Source organism: Streptomyces sp. B93 (assembly GCF_018070565.1).
Lineage (GTDB): Bacteria > Actinomycetota > Actinomycetes > Streptomycetales > Streptomycetaceae > Streptomyces.
On the sequence record NZ_JAGPXL010000054.1, the window covers coordinates 16,305 to 34,932 of the forward strand.

Consider the following 18,628-nt stretch of genomic DNA (forward strand, 5'->3'; position numbering starts at 1 on the left):
CGGCCATGACGTGGCTGATCACCGGCGGGGCCGGTTACATCGGGGCTCATGTGGCGCGGGCGATGACCGGCGCCGGGGAGCGTGTCGTGGCGCTGGACGACCTGTCGGCCGGAGTCCCCGCGCGGCTCCCGGCCGAGGTGCCGCTGGTGCGGGGCTCCTCACTGGACGGGGAGCTGCTGCGCAAGGTCCTCGCCGAGCACGCGGTGACGGGTGTGGTGCATCTCGCGGCGCGCAAGCAGGTCGCCGAGTCGGTGGCGCAGCCCACCCGCTACTACCGGGAGAACGTCGGCGGGCTCGCCACCCTGCTGGACGCGGTCGCCGACGCCGGGATCGGGCGCTTCCTGTTCTCCTCCTCGGCCGCGGTCTACGGCAACCCGGATGTGGGGTTGATCACGGAGGACACCCCGTGCGCGCCGGTGAACCCGTACGGCGAGACCAAGCTCGCCGGTGAGTGGCTGGTGCGGGCGGCCGGGCAGGCGCACGGCATCGCCACGGTGTGCCTGCGCTACTTCAACGTGGCGGGCGCCGCCGCTCCCGAGCTGGCGGACACCGGTGTGTTCAACATCGTCCCCATGGTCTTCGACCGGCTCACCCGCGACGAGGCGCCGCGGATCTTCGGCGACGACTACCCGACCCCGGACGGCACCTGCGTCCGGGACTACATCCACGTCGCGGACCTGGCCGAGGCGCACCTCGCGGCGGCCGGACGGCTGTCGGCGCCGGGGGCGGCGGGCGATCTGACGCTGAACATCGGCCGGGGGGAGGGCGTCTCCGTACGGGAGATGGTCGACGTCATCGGCGAGGTGACCGGCGACCGCCGACCGCCCGTGGTCGAGGCGCGCCGCCCCGGGGACGCGCCGGTGTCGGTCGCCGCGGCGGAGCGGGCGGCACGGGAGCTGGGCTGGACGGCGCGGCGCGGGGTGGGCGAGATGGTCGAGTCGGCGTGGTCGGGCTGGCGGCTCCGGCACGGCGGCTGATCGTCCAGGTGGTCTGACCTGTGGTTCGTTTGCGCAGGTCAGAGCAGATGACAACGGTGTTCAGCGTCGCGTTGCCCGATACCCCCCGCCCGTAGTTCACTGGGCCCTCGGACCGATCCGGCGCGTTCATCAGGAGGCGGCTGCCATGGGGGCAGGGCACGACCACGGGCATGCGCACGGCGCGCTGCCGCACGGCACGGCGGCAGCGGCGTACCGCGGCAGGCTGCGGATCGCGCTGTCGATCACGCTCACCGTGATGGTCGTGGAGATCGTCGGCGGGCTGCTCGCCGACTCGCTCGCGCTGATCGCGGACGCCGCGCACATGGCCACCGACGCCCTCGGCCTCGGTATGGCACTGCTCGCCATCCACTTCGCGAACCTCCCGCCGAGCGGGAAGCGCACCTTCGGCTACGCCCGCGCCGAGATCCTCGCCGCGCTCGCCAACTGTCTGCTGCTGCTCGGCGTCGGCGGCTACGTCCTGTACGAGGCGATCCAGCGGTTCGTCACCCCGGCGGACACCGACGGCGGGCTGACCGTCGTGTTCGCCCTGGTCGGTCTGGTCGCCAACATGATCTCCCTGACGCTGCTGATGCGCGGCCAGCGGGAGAGCCTGAACGTGCGCGGGGCGTTCCTCGAGGTGGCGGCGGACGCGCTGGGCTCGGTGGCGGTGCTCGTGTCGGCACTGGTGATCCTGGGCACCGGCTGGCAGGCGGCCGACCCGGTCGCGTCGCTGCTGATCGGGCTGATGATCGTGCCGCGGACGGTGCGGCTGCTGCGTGAGACCCTCGACGTGCTGCTGGAGTCGGCGCCCAAGGGCGTGGACGTGGCCGAGGTCAGGGCGCACATACTGGCGCTGGAAGGCGTCGAGGACGTCCACGACCTGCACGCCTGGACCATCACCTCCGGGATGCCGGTGCTCTCCGCGCACGTGGTCGTGCGCTCGGAGGTCCTGAGCGCCATAGGGCACGAGAAGATGCTCCATGAACTCCAGGGGTGCCTTGGGCACCACTTCGACGTGGAGCACTGCACCTTCCAGCTGGAGCCGGGCGGTCACGCGGAGCACGAGGCGCGGTTGTGCCACTGAGGCCTCGCGCCTGCGGGGGTGGTACGCCCCGCCGACCGCGCAGCGCGCGGGACATGCGGACGCGCCGGTAAGTGCCGGGAGTGCCGGACGGGTACGGCAGACTGGGGAGGCGAGGACCGATGCTAAGGATGGGTATGCCGATCACACCTGCCACCGCGACGCCCAGCTCGTCGAACGGCACCGCGGAAGCGATCTTGTTGGAACTGGTCGACGAGAACGGCGTGACCATCGGCACCGAGGAGAAGCTCACCGCCCATCAGCCGCCGGGACTGCTGCACCGGGCGTTCTCCGTCTTCCTCTTCGACGAGCAGGGCCGGCTGCTGCTCCAGCAGCGCGCGCCGGGCAAGTACCACTCCCCCGGTGTGTGGTCCAACACCTGCTGCGGCCACCCCTACCCGGGCGAGTCCCCGTTCGCGGCGGCGGCCCGGCGCACGTACGAGGAGCTGGGTGTCTCCCCCTCGCTGCTGGCCGCGGCGGGCACGGTCCGCTACAACCACCCGGACCCGGTCTCGGGCCTGGTGGAACAGGAGTACAACCACCTCTTCGTCGGCATGGTGCAGTCGGCGCTGCGGCCGGACCCGGAGGAGGTCGGCGCCACCGCCTTCGTGACCCCGGCGGAGCTGGCGGAGCGGCACGCCGAGAACCCCTTCTCGGCCTGGTTCATGACCGTGCTGGACGCGGCACGCCCCGCGGTCCGGGAGCTGACGGGCAACTCCGCGGGCTGGTGAGCGCCGGGGTGGTGAGCGTCCGGGACGTCAGGGCAGCCGGGCGGGCTTGAGCGGCAGGGCGGCCCAGATCACCTTGCCACCGCTGGCGGTGTGCTCGACGTCGCACGCCCCGCCCGCCTCCCGGGTCACCTCGCGCACCAGCAGCAGTCCGCGTCCGCCGGTCTGCCCGTGGTCGGCCTCCAGGGCGGTGGGCCGGTAGGGGTGGTTGTCCTCCACGGACACCCGCACCCACTCGGCACCGACGGCGACCTCCACGGCCAGCATCGGCGACAGCAGTGCCGCGTGCCGTACGGCGTTCGTGACCAGCTCCGAGACGATCAGCAGCAGCCCCTGCACCAGGTCGTCCGAGGCGGGTACGCCCTGCCGCAGCAACAGGTCCCGCACGGCGTGCCGGGCCTGCGGGACCGAGGCGTCGAGGGCGGGGGCGGTGAACCGCCAGACGCCCTCGTAGGGCAGTGGGGCGGGCGTCGGCGGTTCGGGGGATGCGTCCGCGCCGCCCGCGGGGCGTGGGGCGGGCCCGCGCCCAAGGTTGTCCATCGTCCGGTCGCCACCCTTGTGCTCGATTGTCACCACACGTCGAGTGTTGGTAACGAGCCGCTCCACGCCGGGAAGCTGAACGCAAGTCAGCAATTATCGAACGTTTCTGACCGTTGGCGTATGACACCGTCAGTTGAGGGACTGCTCCTGTCCCACTCGTGCCGACTTGGCGAACTATTCGGGTTGTACGGGTTTGACTCCCCAGGTCGCCGGCCGGGCTCGGGAGGGCCCCGGCTAGCATCCCGCGCATGGAGCCGCAGCTGTCGTACACCGTCGCCGATTCGGTGGCCACGGTCGTCATCGAGTACCCGCCCAAGCGCAACGCCATGACCGCCGCCATGTGGCGGGCGCTGCCCCCGCTGCTGGAAGCGCTGGCCGCCGATCCGGGCGTACGGGTGCTGGTGCTGACCGGGGCGGGCGGGACGTTCTGCGCGGGCGCCGACATCTCCACCCTCCAGGGATCGCCGCGGCAGGCCCAGGAACTGGCCGTGGCAGCCGAGGAGGCGCTGGCCGCCTTCCCCAAGCCGACGCTGGCCGCGGTCCGCGGGCACTGCGTGGGCGGCGGGGCGCAGCTGGCCGCCGCCTGCGACCTGCGGTTCGCCGAGGAGGGCGCGCTGTTCGGGGTGACCCCGGCGAACCTGGGCATCGTCTACCCGGCGTCCGCCACCCGGCGGCTGGTGTCCCTGGTGGGGCCGGCCACCGCCAAGTACCTGCTGTTCTCCGGCGAGCTGATCGACACCGACCGGGCGCTGCGCACCGGCCTCGTGGACGAGGTGCTGCCCGAGGGCGAACTCGGCAAGCGGGTCGCGGAGTTCACCCGGGTGCTGACCGCCAAGTCGCTGCTGACTCAGGCGGCGGCGAAGGAGTTCGCGGACGGCCGTACGGACCGCGACGGCCACTGGGCGGAGCGGGCGCGCGCGAGCGGCGACACCGCCGAGGGGGTCGCCGCGTTCCTGGAGCGCAGGCAGCCGCGTTTCACCTGGACCACGTCCGGGTGAGGCGGCACCGGGCATGATCTCCGCCGTCCGGGTACCCGGAGGCCAGTCGACGTACGGGATCGACGCAAAGACCGACGGAAAGACCGACGGAAAGGGGCATCTCGTGTTTCGTGCTCTCGCGGACGTCCTCCGCCAGATCGGCGGCGCGCTGGCGACCGTGGTGACACTGCCGTTCCGGGCCGTGGCCCGGCTCCTCGGCGGTGCCTCCGGCTCCGGCCGGCGCGGGGCGCGCCGGGTCTGACCCGCCCTGGTCCCCGAGTGTCGGTGTCACCTGCCACAATTGCCGCGCAACCCGAAGTGGAGAAGGCGGTACGGCACGTGACGACACCCGGGTCCCTCCAAGCAGGGTCCATCGAAGGCAGGATCGCCGAGGAACTCGGCGTACGGGAGCGGCAGGTCAAGGCGGCCGTGGAGCTGCTGGACGGCGGTTCGACGGTGCCCTTCATCGCCCGCTACCGCAAGGAAGCGACCGAGATGCTCGACGACGCGCAGCTGCGCACGCTCGAGGAGCGGCTGCGCTATCTGCGGGAGCTGGAGGAGCGGCGGACCGCGATCCTGGAGTCGGTGCGCGAGCAGGGCAAGCTCACCGAGGAACTGGAAGCCCGTATCCGGGCCGCCGAGACCAAGGCGCGCCTGGAGGACATTTACCTGCCGTTCAAGCCCAAGCGGCGCACCAAGGCGCAGATCGCCCGGGAGGCGGGCCTGGAGCCGCTGGCCGAAGGGCTGCTCACGGACCCGACCGTGGAGCCCCTGGCCGCGGCCGCCGCGTTCGTGGACGCCGACAAGGGCGTGGCCGATCCGCAGGCCGCCCTCGACGGGGCGCGGGCGATCCTCACCGAGCGGTTCGGTGAGGACGCCGACCTGATCGGTGAGCTGCGCGAGCGGATGTGGACGCGCGGGCGGCTGGCCGCCAAGGTGCGCGAGGGCAAGGAGGAGGCGGGCGCGAAGTTCGCCGACTACTTCGACTTCGCCGAGCCGTTCACCGCGCTCCCCTCGCACCGGATCCTCGCGATGCTGCGCGGCGAGAAGGAAGAGGTCCTCGATCTCGTCCTGGAGCCGGAGGAGCCGACCGAGGGCCCCTCGTCGTTCGAGGGGACGATCGCCCACCGCTTCGGCATCGCCGACCGGGGCCGCCCCGCCGACAAGTGGCTGCTGGACACCGTCCGCTGGGCGTGGCGCACCCGGGTGCTGGTCCACCTCGGCATCGACCTCAGGCTGCGGCTGCGCACGGCCGCGGAGGACGAGGCGGTGAAGGTGTTCGCGGCGAACCTGCGGGACCTGCTGCTGGCCGCCCCGGCGGGCACCCGCGCGACGCTCGGCCTCGACCCCGGTTTCCGTACGGGGGTGAAGGTGGCCGTCGTCGACGCCACCGGCAAGGTCGTCGCCACCGACACGATCTACCCGCACGTCCCGCAGAACCGCTGGGACGAGGCGATCGCCAAGCTGGCCCGGCTGGCGAAGGAGCACGCGGTCGAACTGGTCGCCATCGGCAACGGCACGGCGTCCCGCGAGACCGACAAGCTCGCCGCCGAGCTGATCACCAAGCACCCCGAGCTGAAGCTCACCAAGGTGATGGTGTCCGAGGCGGGCGCCTCGGTGTACTCCGCCTCCGCCTTCGCCTCCCAGGAGCTGCCCGGCCTGGACGTGTCGCTGCGCGGCGCGGTGTCCATCGCGCGGCGGCTCCAGGACCCGCTGGCCGAGCTGGTGAAGATCGACCCCAAGTCGATCGGCGTCGGCCAGTACCAGCACGACCTGTCCGAGGTGAAGCTGTCGCGCTCGCTGGACGCGGTGGTGGAGGACTGTGTGAACGGCGTCGGTGTCGACGTCAACACCGCCTCCGCGCCGCTGCTCGCGCGGGTGTCCGGGATCTCCTCCGGGCTCGCCGAGAACATCGTGGCGCACCGGGACACCAACGGGCCGTTCCGGTCCCGCTCGGAGCTGAAGAAGGTGGCACGGCTGGGTCCGAAGGCGTACGAGCAGTGCGCGGGCTTCCTGCGCATCCGCGACGGCGTCGACCCGCTGGACGCCTCCAGCGTCCACCCCGAGGCCTACCCGGTGGTGCGGCGGATGGTGAAGACCGCCGGTCAGGAGGTCGCCGGACTGATCGGCAACACCGGTGTGCTGCGCTCGCTCCGGCCGCAGGACTTCGTGGACGAGACGTTCGGTCTGCCGACGGTCACCGACATCCTCAAGGAGCTGGAGAAGCCGGGCCGTGACCCGCGGCCCGCGTTCAAGACGGCGGTGTTCAAGGAGGGCGTCGAGAAGATCTCGGACCTCGCCTCCGGGATGGTCCTGGAGGGCGTCGTGACGAACGTCGCCGCGTTCGGGGCCTTCGTCGACGTCGGTGTCCACCAGGACGGTCTGGTGCATGTCTCCGCGATGTCGAGGACGTTCGTGAAGGACCCGCGTGACGTGGTCAAGCCCGGCGACATCGTCAAGGTGAAGGTCCTCGACGTCGACATCCCGCGCAAGCGGATCTCGCTGACGCTGCGGCTGGACGACGAGGCCGCCCCGCAGGGCCAGCAGTCCGGCGGCTCGGGCGGGCGCCAGCAGCGCGGCGGACGTCCGCCGCAGCAGCGGCAGGGCCGTGGCGGGGGCGGCGGTGGTGGCGGCCGTCAGGCTCCGGCTCCCGCCAACAGCGCCATGGCGGACGCGTTGCGCCGGGCGGGTCTGGTCGACCCGAAGAACGGCCGCCGCTGACGCAGACCGGGGCGGCGGTTGCGCCGGATGCAGCAGCAGCGGCGGCCGGGGCGCGCGAGGACGGACGAAGCTGGACGCCCGTCCACGTCCCGCTCACGGAGAGCCGATGCACATCCGTACCGCAGCCGCCCGCCGTCGTGTCCCGCCGGGCCCCCTGGGGGTGATCGCGCTGGTGGCGGTCTGTCTCGCGCCCCTCACCCCGGCCGCCGCAGCACCGCCCGGACCGCCCGCCGACACCGCTCCCGACCTGCGGGCCAAGCTCGAGGCGCTGGTCCGGGCGCCCGGCGGCCCGCCCGGGGTCATCGCCGTACTGCGCGACGGCGACCACACCGAGGTGGTCCGCGCGGGCGTCGCGGAGCTGGGCACCGACCGGGCGCCGCAGACCCACGACCACATGCGGATCGCCAGCGCGGCGAAGGCGTTCAGCGGCGCGGTCGCGCTCTCCCTGGTCAACATGGGCGACCTGCGCCTGGACGACACCATCGGCTCCCGGCTGCCCCGGCTGCCGCGCGCCTGGCACGCGGTGACGCTGCGCCAGCTGCTGCACCACACCAGCGGGCTGCCGGACTACACCCAGAGTCCCGAGTTCGCCGAGATCGTGCGGGCCGACCCCCGGCACCGCTTCGACTCCCGCCGCCTGCTCGACTTCGTCGCCGGGGAACCGCTGGCCTTCCGGCCCGGCAGCCGCTACCAGTACTCCAACTCCGACAACATCGCCGTGGCGCTGATGGCGGAGGCGGTCACCCGCACCCCGTACGAACGGCTGCTGGACGAGCTGGTCTACCGGCACCTGGGGCTGCGCGGGACCAGTCTGCCGCAGGGCTACCGGATGCCGGAGCCGTATCTGCACGGCTACGACGTCAGCCCGCCCGAGCCGCCCGAGGACGTCAGTGAGGCGCTGAGCATGTCGGGGGTGTGGGCGTCCGGCGGCATCGTCTCCACGCCCGGCGACCTGACCCGCTTCATCCGCGGCTACGCCGGGGGCGCGCTCTACGACGACCGGGTCGTGCGGGAGCAGCGCCGCTGGGTGGACGGCGCGTCCCAGCCCGCCGGGCCGGGCCGCAACTCCGTCGGCCTCGGCATCTTCCGCTACGCCACCCGGTGCGGCACGGTGCTGGGGCACACCGGGAACATGCCCGGCTACACCCAGCTGATGGCGGCGACTCCGGACGGGCGCCGGTCCCTGACCTTCTCCTCCACCACTCAGATCAACGAGACCCTCAAGCCCGAGCTGCTGCGGGAGATGCGCGCCGTGCAGGAGGACTTCGTCTGCGCCCTGCTGCGCGGGAAGGGCTAGCGCTCGGTCACCTTGCCGTCCGCGACCTCCAGGCGGCGGGTGACGTGGACGGCGTCCAGCATGCGGCGGTCATGGGTGACCAGGAGCAGGGTGCCGGTGTAGGCGTCGAGCGCCGACTCCAGTTGCTCGATGGCGGGCAGGTCGAGGTGGTTGGTCGGCTCGTCGAGGACGAGCAGGTTGACGCCGCGTCCCTGGAGGAGGGCGAGCGCGGCGCGGGTGCGCTCGCCCGGGGAGAGGGTGGCGGCGGGGCGCAGGACGTGGTCCGCCTTCAGGCCGAACTTGGCCAGCAGGGTGCGGATCTCGGCCGGTTCGGTGTCCGGGACGGCCGCGTGGAAGGCGTCGAGCAGCTGCTCCGGGCCGTGGAACAGCTTGCGTGCCTGGTCGACCTCGCCCAGCCGCACGCCGGAGCCGAGCGCGGCGTGCCCCGCGTCCAGCGGGATGCGGCCGAGCAGGGCGCCCAGCAGGGTGGACTTGCCCGCGCCGTTGGCGCCGGTCACCGCGACCCGGTCGGCCCAGTCGATCTGGAGGGAGACCGGGCCGAGGACGAAGCCGCCGCGGTGGACCTCGGCGTCGCGCAGGGTCGCCACGACAGCGCCCGAGCGCGGGGCGGAGGCGATCTCCATGCGCAGCTCCCACTCCTTGCGCGGCTCGTCGACGACCTCGAGGCGTTCGATCATGCGCTGGGTCTGCCGGGCCTTCGCGGCCTGCTTCTCGCTGGCCTCGCTGCGGAACTTGCGGCCGATCTTGTCGTTGTCGGAGCCCGCCTTGCGCCGGGCGTTCTTGACGCCCTTGTCCATCCAGGCCCGCTGGGTCTGCGCCCGCTCCTGGAGGGCGGCCTTCTTGTCGGCGTACTCCTCGTAGTCCTCGCGGGCGTGCCTGCGGGCGACCTCGCGCTCCTCCAGATAGGCGGTGTAGCCGCCGCCGTAGAGGTTGATCCGCTGCTGGGCGAGGTCGAGTTCGAGGACCTTGGTGACGGTGCGGGTGAGGAACTCGCGGTCGTGGCTGACGACGACGGTGCCCGCGCGCAGGCCGGTGACGAAGCGCTCCAGGCGTTCCAGGCCGTCGAGGTCGAGGTCGTTGGTGGGCTCGTCGAGCAGGAAGACGTCGTAGCGGGAGAGCAGCAGGGAGGCGAGTGAGGCGCGGGCGGCCTGGCCGCCGGAGAGGGAGGTCATCGGCTGGTCGAGGCCGACGGCGAGCCCAAGGGAGTCGGCGGTCTCCTCGGCGCGCTCGTCGAGGTCGGCGCCACCGAGGCCGAGCCAGCGCTCCAGGCTCGTCGCGTACGCGTCGTCGGCGCCCGGTGCCCCGTCGACCAGGGCCTGGGTGGCCTCGTCCATGGCCCGCTGGGCGGCGGTGACGCCGGTACGGCGGCCGAGGAACGCCCGTACGGTCTCGCCGGGCCGCCGCTCCGGCTCCTGCGGGAGGTGGCCGACGGTGGCGGTCGGCGGGGAGAGCCGCAGCTCGCCCTCTTCGGGCGCGGACAGTCCGGCGAGCATGCGCAGCAGCGTGGACTTGCCCGCGCCGTTGGCGCCGACCAGCCCGACCACGTCGCCGGGCGCGACGACGAGGTCGAGGCCGGAGAAGAGGGAGCGGTCACCGTGACCGGCGGCGAGATTCTTGGCGACGAGGGTGGCAGTCATCAGGCGGGGAATTCTAGTGGGCGCTGATGGCGGTCCTCAGTGGGCCACCGCCGTCACCAGCACGCTGCCCGTCGTCCGCGCGACCACGTACGACTGTCCCTTGACGGCCTTCGCGTCCAGCGGGAGACGGTGGTGGCCCGGTTCGAGGACGTCGTCGAGGAGTTCGTGGGTGTGGGTGCGGTAGAGGCGGTCGAGGCGGTACGCGGTCAGGCGGACCCGGCACGGCGAGGTGACCTCGATGTCCGCCGCGCCGTCGGTGACGGACAGGGCGGTGAGGCGGCGCCGCTCGCGCGGGCCGCGGTCGAGGGCGTGTTCGATCTGGGCGACCAGCAGCGGCACGATCGGGGCGAGACCGTCGACGTAGGCCACCTCGACCCCGGCCCGTTCGAAGGCGCGGCGTACGGCGGTACGTTCCTGCTCGCCGATGGCGCGGCCGAAGGCGACGGCGCCGTAGCCGCGCAGTTCGTCGGCGGGGACGTGCTCGGCGTCGCGGGTGAAGTCGGCGCCGATGCCGATGGTGCGCAGGGCGGCGGCGAGCCTGGCGAGGACGGCGACGCGGGCGCCGATCAGCAGGACGCGGCGGCGGGGCGCGGGGCCCTGGTCGGCCACGGCGTCCGGGCGGTCGAGCAGCGCGCCGAGCGCCGACCGGTAGGCGCCGCCCTCGAAGCGGAACGGCCCTATGCCGTGGTAGCCGTTGAGCCGGAGGTCGACCTCGTCCTCGGTCTGCCAGGCGAAGTCCCGCCAGACGTAGTCGTCGTTGATCCGCTCGATGACGGCGGTGACCGCGCCGCACGCCAGGTCGGCGCACTCGGGACAGCCGTAGATGACGTAGCGGCCGCCGGGCAGCGGGGCGTCGGCCTCCAGCAGCAGGCCCCGGACCTGGGCGGTGAAGATCGCGGGCGGGACGTCGGAGGCGAGCGGGGAGACGGCGTCCAGGTCGGAGAGCCGGTGCAGCAGCGGGCGTCCGTCGACGATGAAGTCCACGAAGTCCCGGTGGACCTGGTAGCCGCCGTCCGCGAGGACGGCACCGGCCCGCATCGCCGGGGCCAGGCCGAAGTTCGCGTACGCGGCAGACATGCTGTGAGTATCCCCGGGGCGGGGGCGCCCTGAGCGCGGCATGACACATTCCGCTACGGTCCCGGCGTGCAGAGTGACACGAGGGACGACGTGGTCGTCGTGGGTGGCGGGGTCATCGGGCTGACGACCGCGGTGGTGCTGGCGGAGCGCGGGCGCCGGGTGCGGCTGTGGACGCGGGACCCGGTCGAGCGGACCACCTCGGCGGTTGCCGGGGCGCTGTGGTGGCCGTACCGGATCCAGCCGGTGGCGCGGGCGCGGGCCTGGGCGCTGCGCTCGCTGGACGTGTACACGGCGCTGGCCGAGCGGCCCGCCTCGACCGGCGTACGGATGGTCGAAGGGGTACTGGGCGAGACCGGGCTGGACGAGGTCGGCGGCTGGGCGACGGCCCGGCTGCCGGGGCTACGGGCCGCGACGGCCGGGGAGTACACCGGGGCGGGGCTGTGGGCGCGGCTCCCGCTCATCGACATGTCGACCCATCTGCCCTGGCTGCGGGACCGGTTGCTGGCGGCGGGCGGCACCGTGGAGCACCGTACGGTGTCCGCGCTCGCCGACGTGGCGGCGCCGGTGGTGGTCAACTGCACGGGCCTGGGCGCCCGTGCGCTCGTCCCGGACGAGACGGTGCGTCCGGTGCGCGGGCAGCTCGTGGTGGTGACCGACCCCGGCATCCGCACCTGGCTCGTCTCCACGGACGCCTCCGGCGCGATGGCGTACCTGTTCCCGCAGCCGGGCCGGCTGATCCTCGGCGGTACGGCGGAGGAGGACGTCTGGTCGCAGGCGCCCGACCCCGCCGTCGCGGAGGCGATCGTACGGCGCTGCGCCGCCCTGCGCCCGGAGATCGCCGGGGCCCGGGTGCTGGAGCACCGGGTGGGCCTGCGCCCGGCCCGGGAGTCGGTACGCCTGGAACGGGAGTACCTGCCCGACGGGCGCCCGCTCGTCCACAACTACGGCCACGGGGGCGCCGGGATCACCGTGGCGTGGGGGTGCGCGGAGGAGGCGGCGGGGTTGGTGGGGAGCGGGGCGGGATAGCCGGTCCGTCGGCATCCCGGCCGGTCCGGGTCAGCGGATGTTGTCCGTCGAGGGGGCGGTGGGCGACGTGGGGGCGATCGGTTCGCCGACCAGGCGTCCGGCGAGTTCCGAGGCCAGCTCGGAGACGTACACCCGCAGTTCCGCCTCGGCGGCGGCGCGCTCGGACTCGATGCGGGCGGCGGCCTGCGCGAGCATGCCGTCCCGTTCGCGTACGCCGTCGGCGCGGGCGGCGGCGATCAGGGCGGCGCCCTCGCGCTCGGCGCGGTGCCGGATGCGGGCCGCCTCGTGGCGGGCCTCGGCGAGCACGGCGCGCGCCTCGTCCCGTTTCTCCTCGGCCCGGGCCCGCACCTCCTCGGCCCGGTCGGCGGCCCCCTGTGTCATCTCCTCCCGCTGCTCCAGCACGGCACGCGCCCGCCGCAGCAGCCGCACCAGCGCCAGATAGCAGAGACCGAACAGCACCAGCCCGACCACCAGGTCCGGGATGAACGGGTTCAACGGCCCGATCCGCACGGGGAGCAACTCCATGCCGCTCCCCTACCCGCTGGCCCTCCCCCGGCATCCCAGATGCCCCCGTTCAGTCCCCGTGGTCGTACACGGTCACGGATGTGCCGCGCGCGACCAGCCGCTCGACGACCAGGGGTTCGACACGGGACCACTTGCCGCCCGCCAGACCGCACCCGATGCGCGGCATGTGCACCGACGCGTCGAGCGCGGCGGCGTGCCCGGCCAGATGCCCCAGCGCGGTACCGATGGCCTCGTAGCGCACGGGGGCGCCCTTGCTGCCCGTGCGGATGCCGCGCTGCCCGATCATGTTGGCCACCCAGACGTACGGCTCCACCCGCACGACCTGCACCGCCCCCAGGGCGAAGTCGTTGGCGGCGCGGCCACGGTGCCAGGCGCGGTAGGCGGCCTCCGGCTGGGGCCAGCGGCGGGACAGGGCGACGACGAAGCCCTTGCCCCAGCCGCCGATGTCGTTGCAGACATGGGCGATGATCCTGGCGCCCTTCACCGAGGGTGCCGTCGCGTCGCCCCGGAGGTAGGTGATCCCCGTCATGGCACCACCGTAGGCGGCCCCACTGACAACGGACGGGTTTCACAGTTCTGGTGAGACAGCGATACTGCTTCACATGGACAGGCACGTCGAGGAGCTGACGCTGACCGTGGACGAGCTGGCCGCGCAGGCCGGGGTCACGGTGCGCACGGTGCGGTTCTACAGCACCAGGGGGCTGCTGCCGCCCCCGGTGATCGGGCCGCGCAGGGTGGGGCAGTACGGGCGTGCGCATCTGGCGCGGCTGGAACTCATCGAGGAGTTGCAGCGGCAGGGCATGACGCTGGCCGGGATCGAGCGGTACCTCCAGCAATTGCCGCCGGACCTCAGCGCGCACGATCTGGCGATCCAGCGGGCCGTGGTCGCCTCGTGGGCGCCGGACTCCGAGGAACTGGTGACGCGCGAGGAGCTTCAGCGGCGGTCGGGGCGGGCGCTCGACGACGACGAGGTGGAGCGGCTGGTGGCGATGGACGTGGTGCGGTCCGGGCCGGACGGCTACCACGTCGACCTCGGGGTGCTGCGGCTCGGGGTGCGGCTGCTGGACGTGCCGCTCTCCCAGGAGGCGATCCTCGCGGCGCGCAAGGTTCTCACCGAACACTCGCGCGCCGCGGCTCAGGACCTGGCCCGGCTCTTCCTCGACGAGGTGTCGGAGCGCGACACCCGCGATGTGCGGTCGCTGTCGGCGCACATGCACCCGCTGGTGGTGCAGGCGCTGCTGACGACGTTCCAGCGGTCGCTGCGGGAGGAGCTGGGCGAGGTGCTCACCCGGTCAGACGCGGGGTGAGTCGCTGAACGACTCGCCCTTCTCCGCCTTCTCGACCAGCAGCGCGGGCGGGGCGAACCGCTCGCCGTAGCGGTCGGCGAGTTCACGCGCGCGTGCCACGAAGCCTGGCAGGGCACCGTCGTAGCCGTTGATGTACTGGAGCACGCCGCCGGTCCAGCCGGGGAAGCCGATGCCGAAGATGGAGCCGATGTTGGCGTCGGCGACCGACGTCAGCACGCCCTCCTCCAGCAGCCGGACCGTGTCCAGGGCCTCGGAGAACAGCATGCGTTCCTGCATGTCCCGGAACGGGATCTCGTGGCCCGGCTTGGTGAAGTGCTCCCGCAGCCCCGGCCACAGGCCCGCCCGCCTGCCGTCGTCGCCGTAGTCGTAGAAGCCCGCTCCCCCGCTGCGGCCGGGCCGGCCGAACTCGTCGATCATGCGGTCGATGACGGCCTCGGCGGGGTGCTCCCGCCAGGTGCCGCCCGCCTCCTCGACGGCCCGCCTGGTCTCGTTGCGGATCTTGCGGGGCAGGGTCAGGGTCAGCTCGTCCATCAGGGAGAGGACCTTGGCCGGGTAGCCCGCCTGGGCCGCCGCCTGTTCGACCGACGCGGGCTCGACGCCCTCGCCGACCATGGCCACGCCCTCGTTGATGAAGTGGCCGATGACGCGGGAGGTGAAGAACCCGCGCGAGTCGTTGACGACGATCGGCGTCTTCTTGATCTGCCGGACCAGGTCGAAGGCGCGCGCGAGGGCCTCGTCCCCGGTCCGTTCGCCCTTGATGATCTCGACGAGGGGCATCTTGTCGACGGGTGAGAAGAAGTGCAGCCCGATGAAGTCGGCCTGCCGCTCCACGCCCTCGGCGAGGGCGCTGATGGGCAGGGTGGAGGTGTTGGAGCACAGCAGGGCGTCGGGCTCGACGACGTGCTCGATCTCCTGGAACACCTTGTGCTTGAGCGCCGGGTCCTCGAAGACCGCCTCGATCACCGCGTCGCAGCCCGCGAGGTCGGCCGCCTCGGCGGTGGGCGTGATGCGGGCGAGCAGCGCGTCGGCCTTCTCCCGCGTCGTACGGCCCCGGGAGACCGCCTTGGCGCACAGCTTCTCGGAGTAGCCCTTGCCCTTGACGGCCGCCTCGAGGGAGACGTCCTTCAGGACGACGTCGATGCCCGCGCGGGCGCACGAGTAGGCGATCCCGGCGCCCATCATCCCGGCGCCGAGCACGGCCACCTTCCGCACCTGGCGGGGTGCGACGTCCTTGGGCCGGTTGGCGCCGGAGTTGACGGCCTGGAGGTCGAAGAAGAACGCCTGGATCATGTTCTTGGCGGTCTGGCCGGCGGCCAGTTCCACGAAGTAGCGGGCCTCGATGACCTGGGCGGTCTCGAAGTCGACCTGGGCGCCCTCGACGGCGGCGGCGAGGATGTTGCGGGGCGCCGGGTAGGGGGCGCCGTTCGTCTGCTTGCGCAGGTTGGCCGGGAACGCGGGCAGGTTGGCCGCGAACTTCGGGTTGGCCGGGGTGCCGCCGGGGATGCGGTAGCCGGGCCTGTCCCAGGGCTGCTGGGAGGCCGGGTTGGCGTCGATGAAGGCGCGGGCGCGCGCGAGCATCTCCTCGGGCGTGTCCACGACCTCGTCGACGAGGCCGTTCTCCAGGGCGCGCCGGGGGCTGTACTGGGTGCCCTGGAGGAGGACCTTCAGCAGGGCGTCGGCGATGCCGAGCATCCGGACGGTGCGGACGACGCCGCCGCCTCCGGGGAGCAGGCCGAGGGTGACCTCGGGGCAGCCGATCTTGGAGCCGGGGGCGTCGAGGGCGACGCGGTGGTGGCAGGCGAGGGCGATCTCGTAGCCGCCGCCGAGGGCCGCGCCGTTGAGGGCGGCGACGACCGGGACGCCGAGGGTCTCGATGCGGCGCAGGTTCCGCTTGACGGCGAGGCCCGCGTCGTAGATGTCCTGCGCGGTCTCGGGGGTGACGCGGATCAGGTCGCGCAGGTCGCCGCCCGCGAAGAAGGTCTTCTTGGCGGAGGCGAGGATGACGCCGCGGACGGTGTCCTTCTCCGCCTCAAGGCGGTCGGCGACGGCGGCGAGCGAGGCGTGGAACGCCCGGTTCATGGTGTTCGCGGACTGGGCGGGGTCGTCGAGGACGAGGGTGACGACGCCGGTGTCGTCCTGTTCCCAGCGGATGGTGGTGCGCTCGGTGGTCATCAGGTGTGCTCCAGAAGAATCCGTCGGGAGGGGGTCAGACGCGCTCGACGATGGTGGCGATGCCCATGCCGCCGCCCACGCACAGCGTCGCGAGGCCGTACTGCTTGTCCCGGCGCTCCAGTTCGTCGACGAGGGTGCCGAGGATCATCGCGCCGGTGGCGCCGAGGGGGTGGCCAAGCGCGATGGCGCCGCCGTTGACGTTGACCTTGTCCAGGGACAGGCCCATGTCCTTCACGAAGCGCAGCACGACCGCGGCGAAGGCCTCGTTGATCTCGACGAGGTCGATGTCGTCGATGGTCAGCCCGGCGCGGGAGAGGGCCTTGCGGGTGGCGGGGGCGGGGCCGGTGAGCATGATGGTGGGCTCGGAGCCGGAGACGGCGGCGGAGACGATGCGGGCGCGCGGGGTGAGTCCGTGGCGCTCGCCGACCTCCCGGGAGCCGATGGCGACGAGGGAGGCGCCGTCGACGATGCCGGAGGAGTTGCCCGCGTGGTGGACGTGGTCGATCTTCTCCACCCAGTGGTACTTCTGGAGCGCCACCGCGTCGAAGCCCCCGAGGTCGCCGATGTCGGCGAAGGACGGCTTGAGGCCCGCGAGCGAGTCGGCGGTGGTGCCGGGGCGCATGTGCTCGTCGTGGTCGAGGACGACGAAGCCGTTGCGGTCCTTGACGGGGACGACGGAGCGCTCGAAGCGGCCCTCCTTCCAGGCGGTGGCCGCGCGCTCCTGCGACAGGGCGGCGTACTCGTCGACGTCGCGGCGCGAGAAGCCCTCGATGGTGGCGATCAGGTCGGCGCCGATGCCCTGCGGCACGAAGTCCACGGCCAGGTTGGTCATCGGGTCGTTGAACCAGGCGCCGCCGTCGGCGCCCATCGGGACCCGGGACATCGACTCCACGCCGCCCGCGAGGACGAGGTCCTCCCAGCCGGAGCGGACCTTGGCGGCGGCCAGGTTGACGGCTTCCAGGCCCGAGGCACAGAAGCGGTTCTCCTGGACGCCCGCGACCGTGTCCGGCAGTCCGGCGACGATGGCGGCGGTCCGGGCGATGTCGGAGCCCTGGTCGCCGACGGGGCCGACGACGCCGAGGACGATGTCGTCGACGGCGGCCGGGTCGAGGCCGGGGAAGCGGGCGCGGATCTCGTGGATGAGCCCGACGACCAGGTCGATGGGCTTGGTGCCGTGCAGGGCGCCGGTGGCCTTGCCGCGTCCGCGCGGGGTGCGGATCGCGTCGTACACAAACGCTTCGGAGGTCACGAAGAGGCCTTTCGCTGAGGGTTGCGGGGCTGGTCGGTGCTCGGTCGCGGACCGGTGAGCTGCGGGACGTCCCAGTCCCGGGCCACGGTGGCGGTGTCGGCGCCGGGCAGGGCGGGGGCGCCGCGGACGGCGGTAGGGGTCGCGGAGAAGCGGGGGGCGGGGGCGGGCTGGGTGATGCCGCCGTGGTCGGTGAAGGTGGCGCGGGCGGCGAGGTGCGGGTGGTGGGGGGCCTCGCGCAGGGAGAGTACGGGCGCCACGCAGGCGTCGGAGCCGTCGAAGACGGCCGTCCACTCGTCCCGGGTGCGGCTCTTGAAGCGGGCGGCGACCGCCACGCGCAGTTCTCCCCAGCGGGCCGGGTCGTGGCGGGCGGGTGCCAGCTCGGGGAGGCCGAGCAGGGTCATGAACTCGTCGTAGAACTGCTGCTCCAGGGCGCCGACGGCGATGTGGCGGCCGTCGGCGGTCTCGTAGGTGCCGTAGAAGGGGCAGCCGCCGTCGAGGAGGTTGGCGCCGCGCCGGTCCTGCCAGGCGTCGGCCGCCAGCATGGCGTGGATCATCGCGGAGAGGTGGGCGGTGCCGTCAACGATCGCGGCGTCGACGACCTGGCCGGTGCCGGTGACGCGGGCGTGCTGGAGGGCGGCGAGGACACCGACGACGAGGTAGAGGGAGCCGCCCGCGTAGTCGCCGAGGAGGTTGGCGGGGACGGCGGGGGGCCGGTCCGGGTCTCCGATCAGGTGGAGGGCGCCGGTGATGGCGATGTAGCCGATGTCGTGCCCGGCGCGGTCCGCGAGGGGCCCGCTCTGCCCCCAGCCGGTCATCCGGCCGTAGACGAGGGCGGGGTTGCGGGCGTGGCAGGCCTCGGGGCCGACGCCGAGGCGTTCGGCGACGCCGGGGCGGTAGCCCTCGACGAGGACGTCCGCGCGGGCGGCGAGGTCCAGGACGCGGGCGGGACCGTCCGGGTCCTTCAGGTCGACGACCACCGAGCGTTTGCCGCGGTTGGTGAGGTCGTGGGCGGGGTCGATGCCGAGCCCCTGGCCGCCCGGACGGTCGACGCGCACGACGTCGGCGCCCAGGTCGGCGAGGAGCATCGCGGCGAACGGGCCGGGCCCGATCCCCGCCAGTTCGACGACGCGCACACCGCTGAGCGGTCCGTGCGGTGCTGTCCTGTCCGCTGCCATGGGCCGCCCCCAGGGGTCGTGACACAATTGATGTAACACCGATGATGCTATGAACGTGTTCCGGGCGGCACAAGCCCTCAGCGAGCAAGCGCTTGGCCACCTTACGCATCACACGGAGACCCGACGGGCGGGCTCGGCG

General features: G+C 73.0%; 17 protein-coding genes. 9 read left to right on the plus strand and 8 right to left on the minus strand.

The window, feature by feature from the left end; translation table 11 throughout:
- The first annotated feature begins 5 nt into the window (after positions 1-5).
- From galE to idi, 3 genes are all read left to right on the plus strand, one after another.
- Positions 6-977, plus strand: coding sequence for a UDP-glucose 4-epimerase GalE (gene galE / locus KBY47_RS31875; protein WP_210927348.1), 972 nt, complete (start codon positions 6-8; stop codon positions 975-977).
- A 145-nt stretch (positions 978-1,122) separates the two neighbouring features.
- Positions 1,123-2,061 carry a cation diffusion facilitator family transporter gene (locus KBY47_RS31880; RefSeq protein ID WP_210927349.1) on the plus strand — a complete coding sequence of 313 codons (939 nt, stop codon included), beginning with the start codon at positions 1,123-1,125 and terminating at the stop codon, positions 2,059-2,061.
- Positions 2,062-2,195: 134 nt separating this feature from the next.
- Positions 2,196-2,789, plus strand: a complete 594-nt coding sequence (gene idi, locus KBY47_RS31885) for an isopentenyl-diphosphate Delta-isomerase (RefSeq protein ID WP_210927351.1) — start codon at positions 2,196-2,198, stop codon at positions 2,787-2,789.
- A 27-nt stretch (positions 2,790-2,816) separates the two neighbouring features.
- Here idi and KBY47_RS31890 read toward each other — a convergent pair whose 3' ends face one another.
- Positions 2,817-3,326 (minus strand): ATP-binding protein, encoded by a 510-nt coding sequence (locus tag KBY47_RS31890; protein ID WP_210927398.1) that lies wholly within the window; start codon positions 3,324-3,326, stop codon positions 2,817-2,819.
- 248 nt (positions 3,327-3,574) lie between these two features.
- Between KBY47_RS31890 and KBY47_RS31895 the strand changes: the two genes are divergently transcribed.
- From KBY47_RS31895 to KBY47_RS31910, 4 genes are all read left to right on the plus strand, one after another.
- Positions 3,575-4,324 (plus strand): enoyl-CoA hydratase/isomerase family protein, encoded by a 750-nt coding sequence (locus KBY47_RS31895; protein ID WP_210927353.1) that lies wholly within the window; start codon positions 3,575-3,577, stop codon positions 4,322-4,324.
- Between the two features lie 103 nt (positions 4,325-4,427).
- Positions 4,428-4,565, plus strand: coding sequence for an LPFR motif small protein (locus KBY47_RS31900; RefSeq protein WP_210927355.1), 138 nt, complete (start codon positions 4,428-4,430; stop codon positions 4,563-4,565).
- A gap of 77 nt (positions 4,566-4,642) precedes the next feature.
- Positions 4,643-7,024: a Tex family protein gene (locus KBY47_RS31905; protein ID WP_210927358.1), complete on the plus strand. Its 2,382-nt coding sequence runs from the start codon at positions 4,643-4,645 to the stop codon at positions 7,022-7,024.
- 106 nt (positions 7,025-7,130) lie between these two features.
- Positions 7,131-8,321, plus strand: a complete 1,191-nt coding sequence (locus tag KBY47_RS31910; protein WP_210927360.1) for a serine hydrolase — start codon at positions 7,131-7,133, stop codon at positions 8,319-8,321.
- Here the strand turns inward: KBY47_RS31910 and KBY47_RS31915 are convergent.
- Positions 8,318-9,958, minus strand: a complete 1,641-nt coding sequence (locus KBY47_RS31915) for an ABC-F family ATP-binding cassette domain-containing protein (RefSeq protein WP_210927362.1) — start codon at positions 9,956-9,958, stop codon at positions 8,318-8,320. The genes KBY47_RS31910 and KBY47_RS31915 overlap by 4 nt on opposite strands.
- Before the next feature lie 36 nt (positions 9,959-9,994).
- Positions 9,995-11,035 carry an oxidoreductase gene (locus KBY47_RS31920; RefSeq protein ID WP_210927364.1) on the minus strand — a complete coding sequence of 347 codons (1,041 nt, stop codon included), beginning with the start codon at positions 11,033-11,035 and terminating at the stop codon, positions 9,995-9,997.
- A 66-nt stretch (positions 11,036-11,101) separates the two neighbouring features.
- Here KBY47_RS31920 and KBY47_RS31925 point away from each other — a divergent pair, with 66 nt between their 5' ends.
- Positions 11,102-12,061, plus strand: coding sequence for an FAD-binding oxidoreductase (locus tag KBY47_RS31925; RefSeq protein WP_210927366.1), 960 nt, complete (start codon positions 11,102-11,104; stop codon positions 12,059-12,061).
- A 30-nt stretch (positions 12,062-12,091) separates the two neighbouring features.
- Here the strand turns inward: KBY47_RS31925 and KBY47_RS31930 are convergent, their stop codons facing one another.
- Positions 12,092-12,586 carry an ATP synthase F0 subunit B gene (locus tag KBY47_RS31930; protein ID WP_210927367.1) on the minus strand — a complete coding sequence of 165 codons (495 nt, stop codon included), beginning with the start codon at positions 12,584-12,586 and terminating at the stop codon, positions 12,092-12,094.
- 49 nt (positions 12,587-12,635) lie between these two features.
- Positions 12,636-13,115 (minus strand): macro domain-containing protein, encoded by a 480-nt coding sequence (locus KBY47_RS31935; RefSeq protein WP_210927369.1) that lies wholly within the window; start codon positions 13,113-13,115, stop codon positions 12,636-12,638.
- 73 nt (positions 13,116-13,188) lie between these two features.
- On the opposite strand from KBY47_RS31935, the gene KBY47_RS31940 reads away from it, so the two are divergent.
- Positions 13,189-13,893 carry a MerR family transcriptional regulator gene (locus KBY47_RS31940; protein ID WP_210927371.1) on the plus strand — a complete coding sequence of 235 codons (705 nt, stop codon included), beginning with the start codon at positions 13,189-13,191 and terminating at the stop codon, positions 13,891-13,893.
- On the opposite strand, the gene KBY47_RS31945 is transcribed toward KBY47_RS31940, so the two are convergent.
- From KBY47_RS31945 to KBY47_RS31955, 3 genes are read right to left on the minus strand one after another with little or no spacing between them, the layout of a single operon-like run.
- Entirely contained in the window at positions 13,879-16,065 is a 2,187-nt protein-coding gene (locus tag KBY47_RS31945; protein ID WP_210927372.1) for a 3-hydroxyacyl-CoA dehydrogenase NAD-binding domain-containing protein, read from the minus strand. The two genes, KBY47_RS31940 and KBY47_RS31945, sit on opposite strands and share 15 nt — an antisense overlap.
- Before the next feature lie 34 nt (positions 16,066-16,099).
- Positions 16,100-17,314 carry an acetyl-CoA C-acetyltransferase gene (locus tag KBY47_RS31950; RefSeq protein WP_210927374.1) on the minus strand — a complete coding sequence of 405 codons (1,215 nt, stop codon included), beginning with the start codon at positions 17,312-17,314 and terminating at the stop codon, positions 16,100-16,102.
- Positions 17,311-18,489, minus strand: a complete 1,179-nt coding sequence (locus KBY47_RS31955) for a CaiB/BaiF CoA-transferase family protein (protein ID WP_210927376.1) — start codon at positions 18,487-18,489, stop codon at positions 17,311-17,313. Before KBY47_RS31955 ends, KBY47_RS31950 begins: the two co-directional genes overlap by 4 nt.
- Positions 18,490-18,628 lie beyond the last annotated feature (139 nt).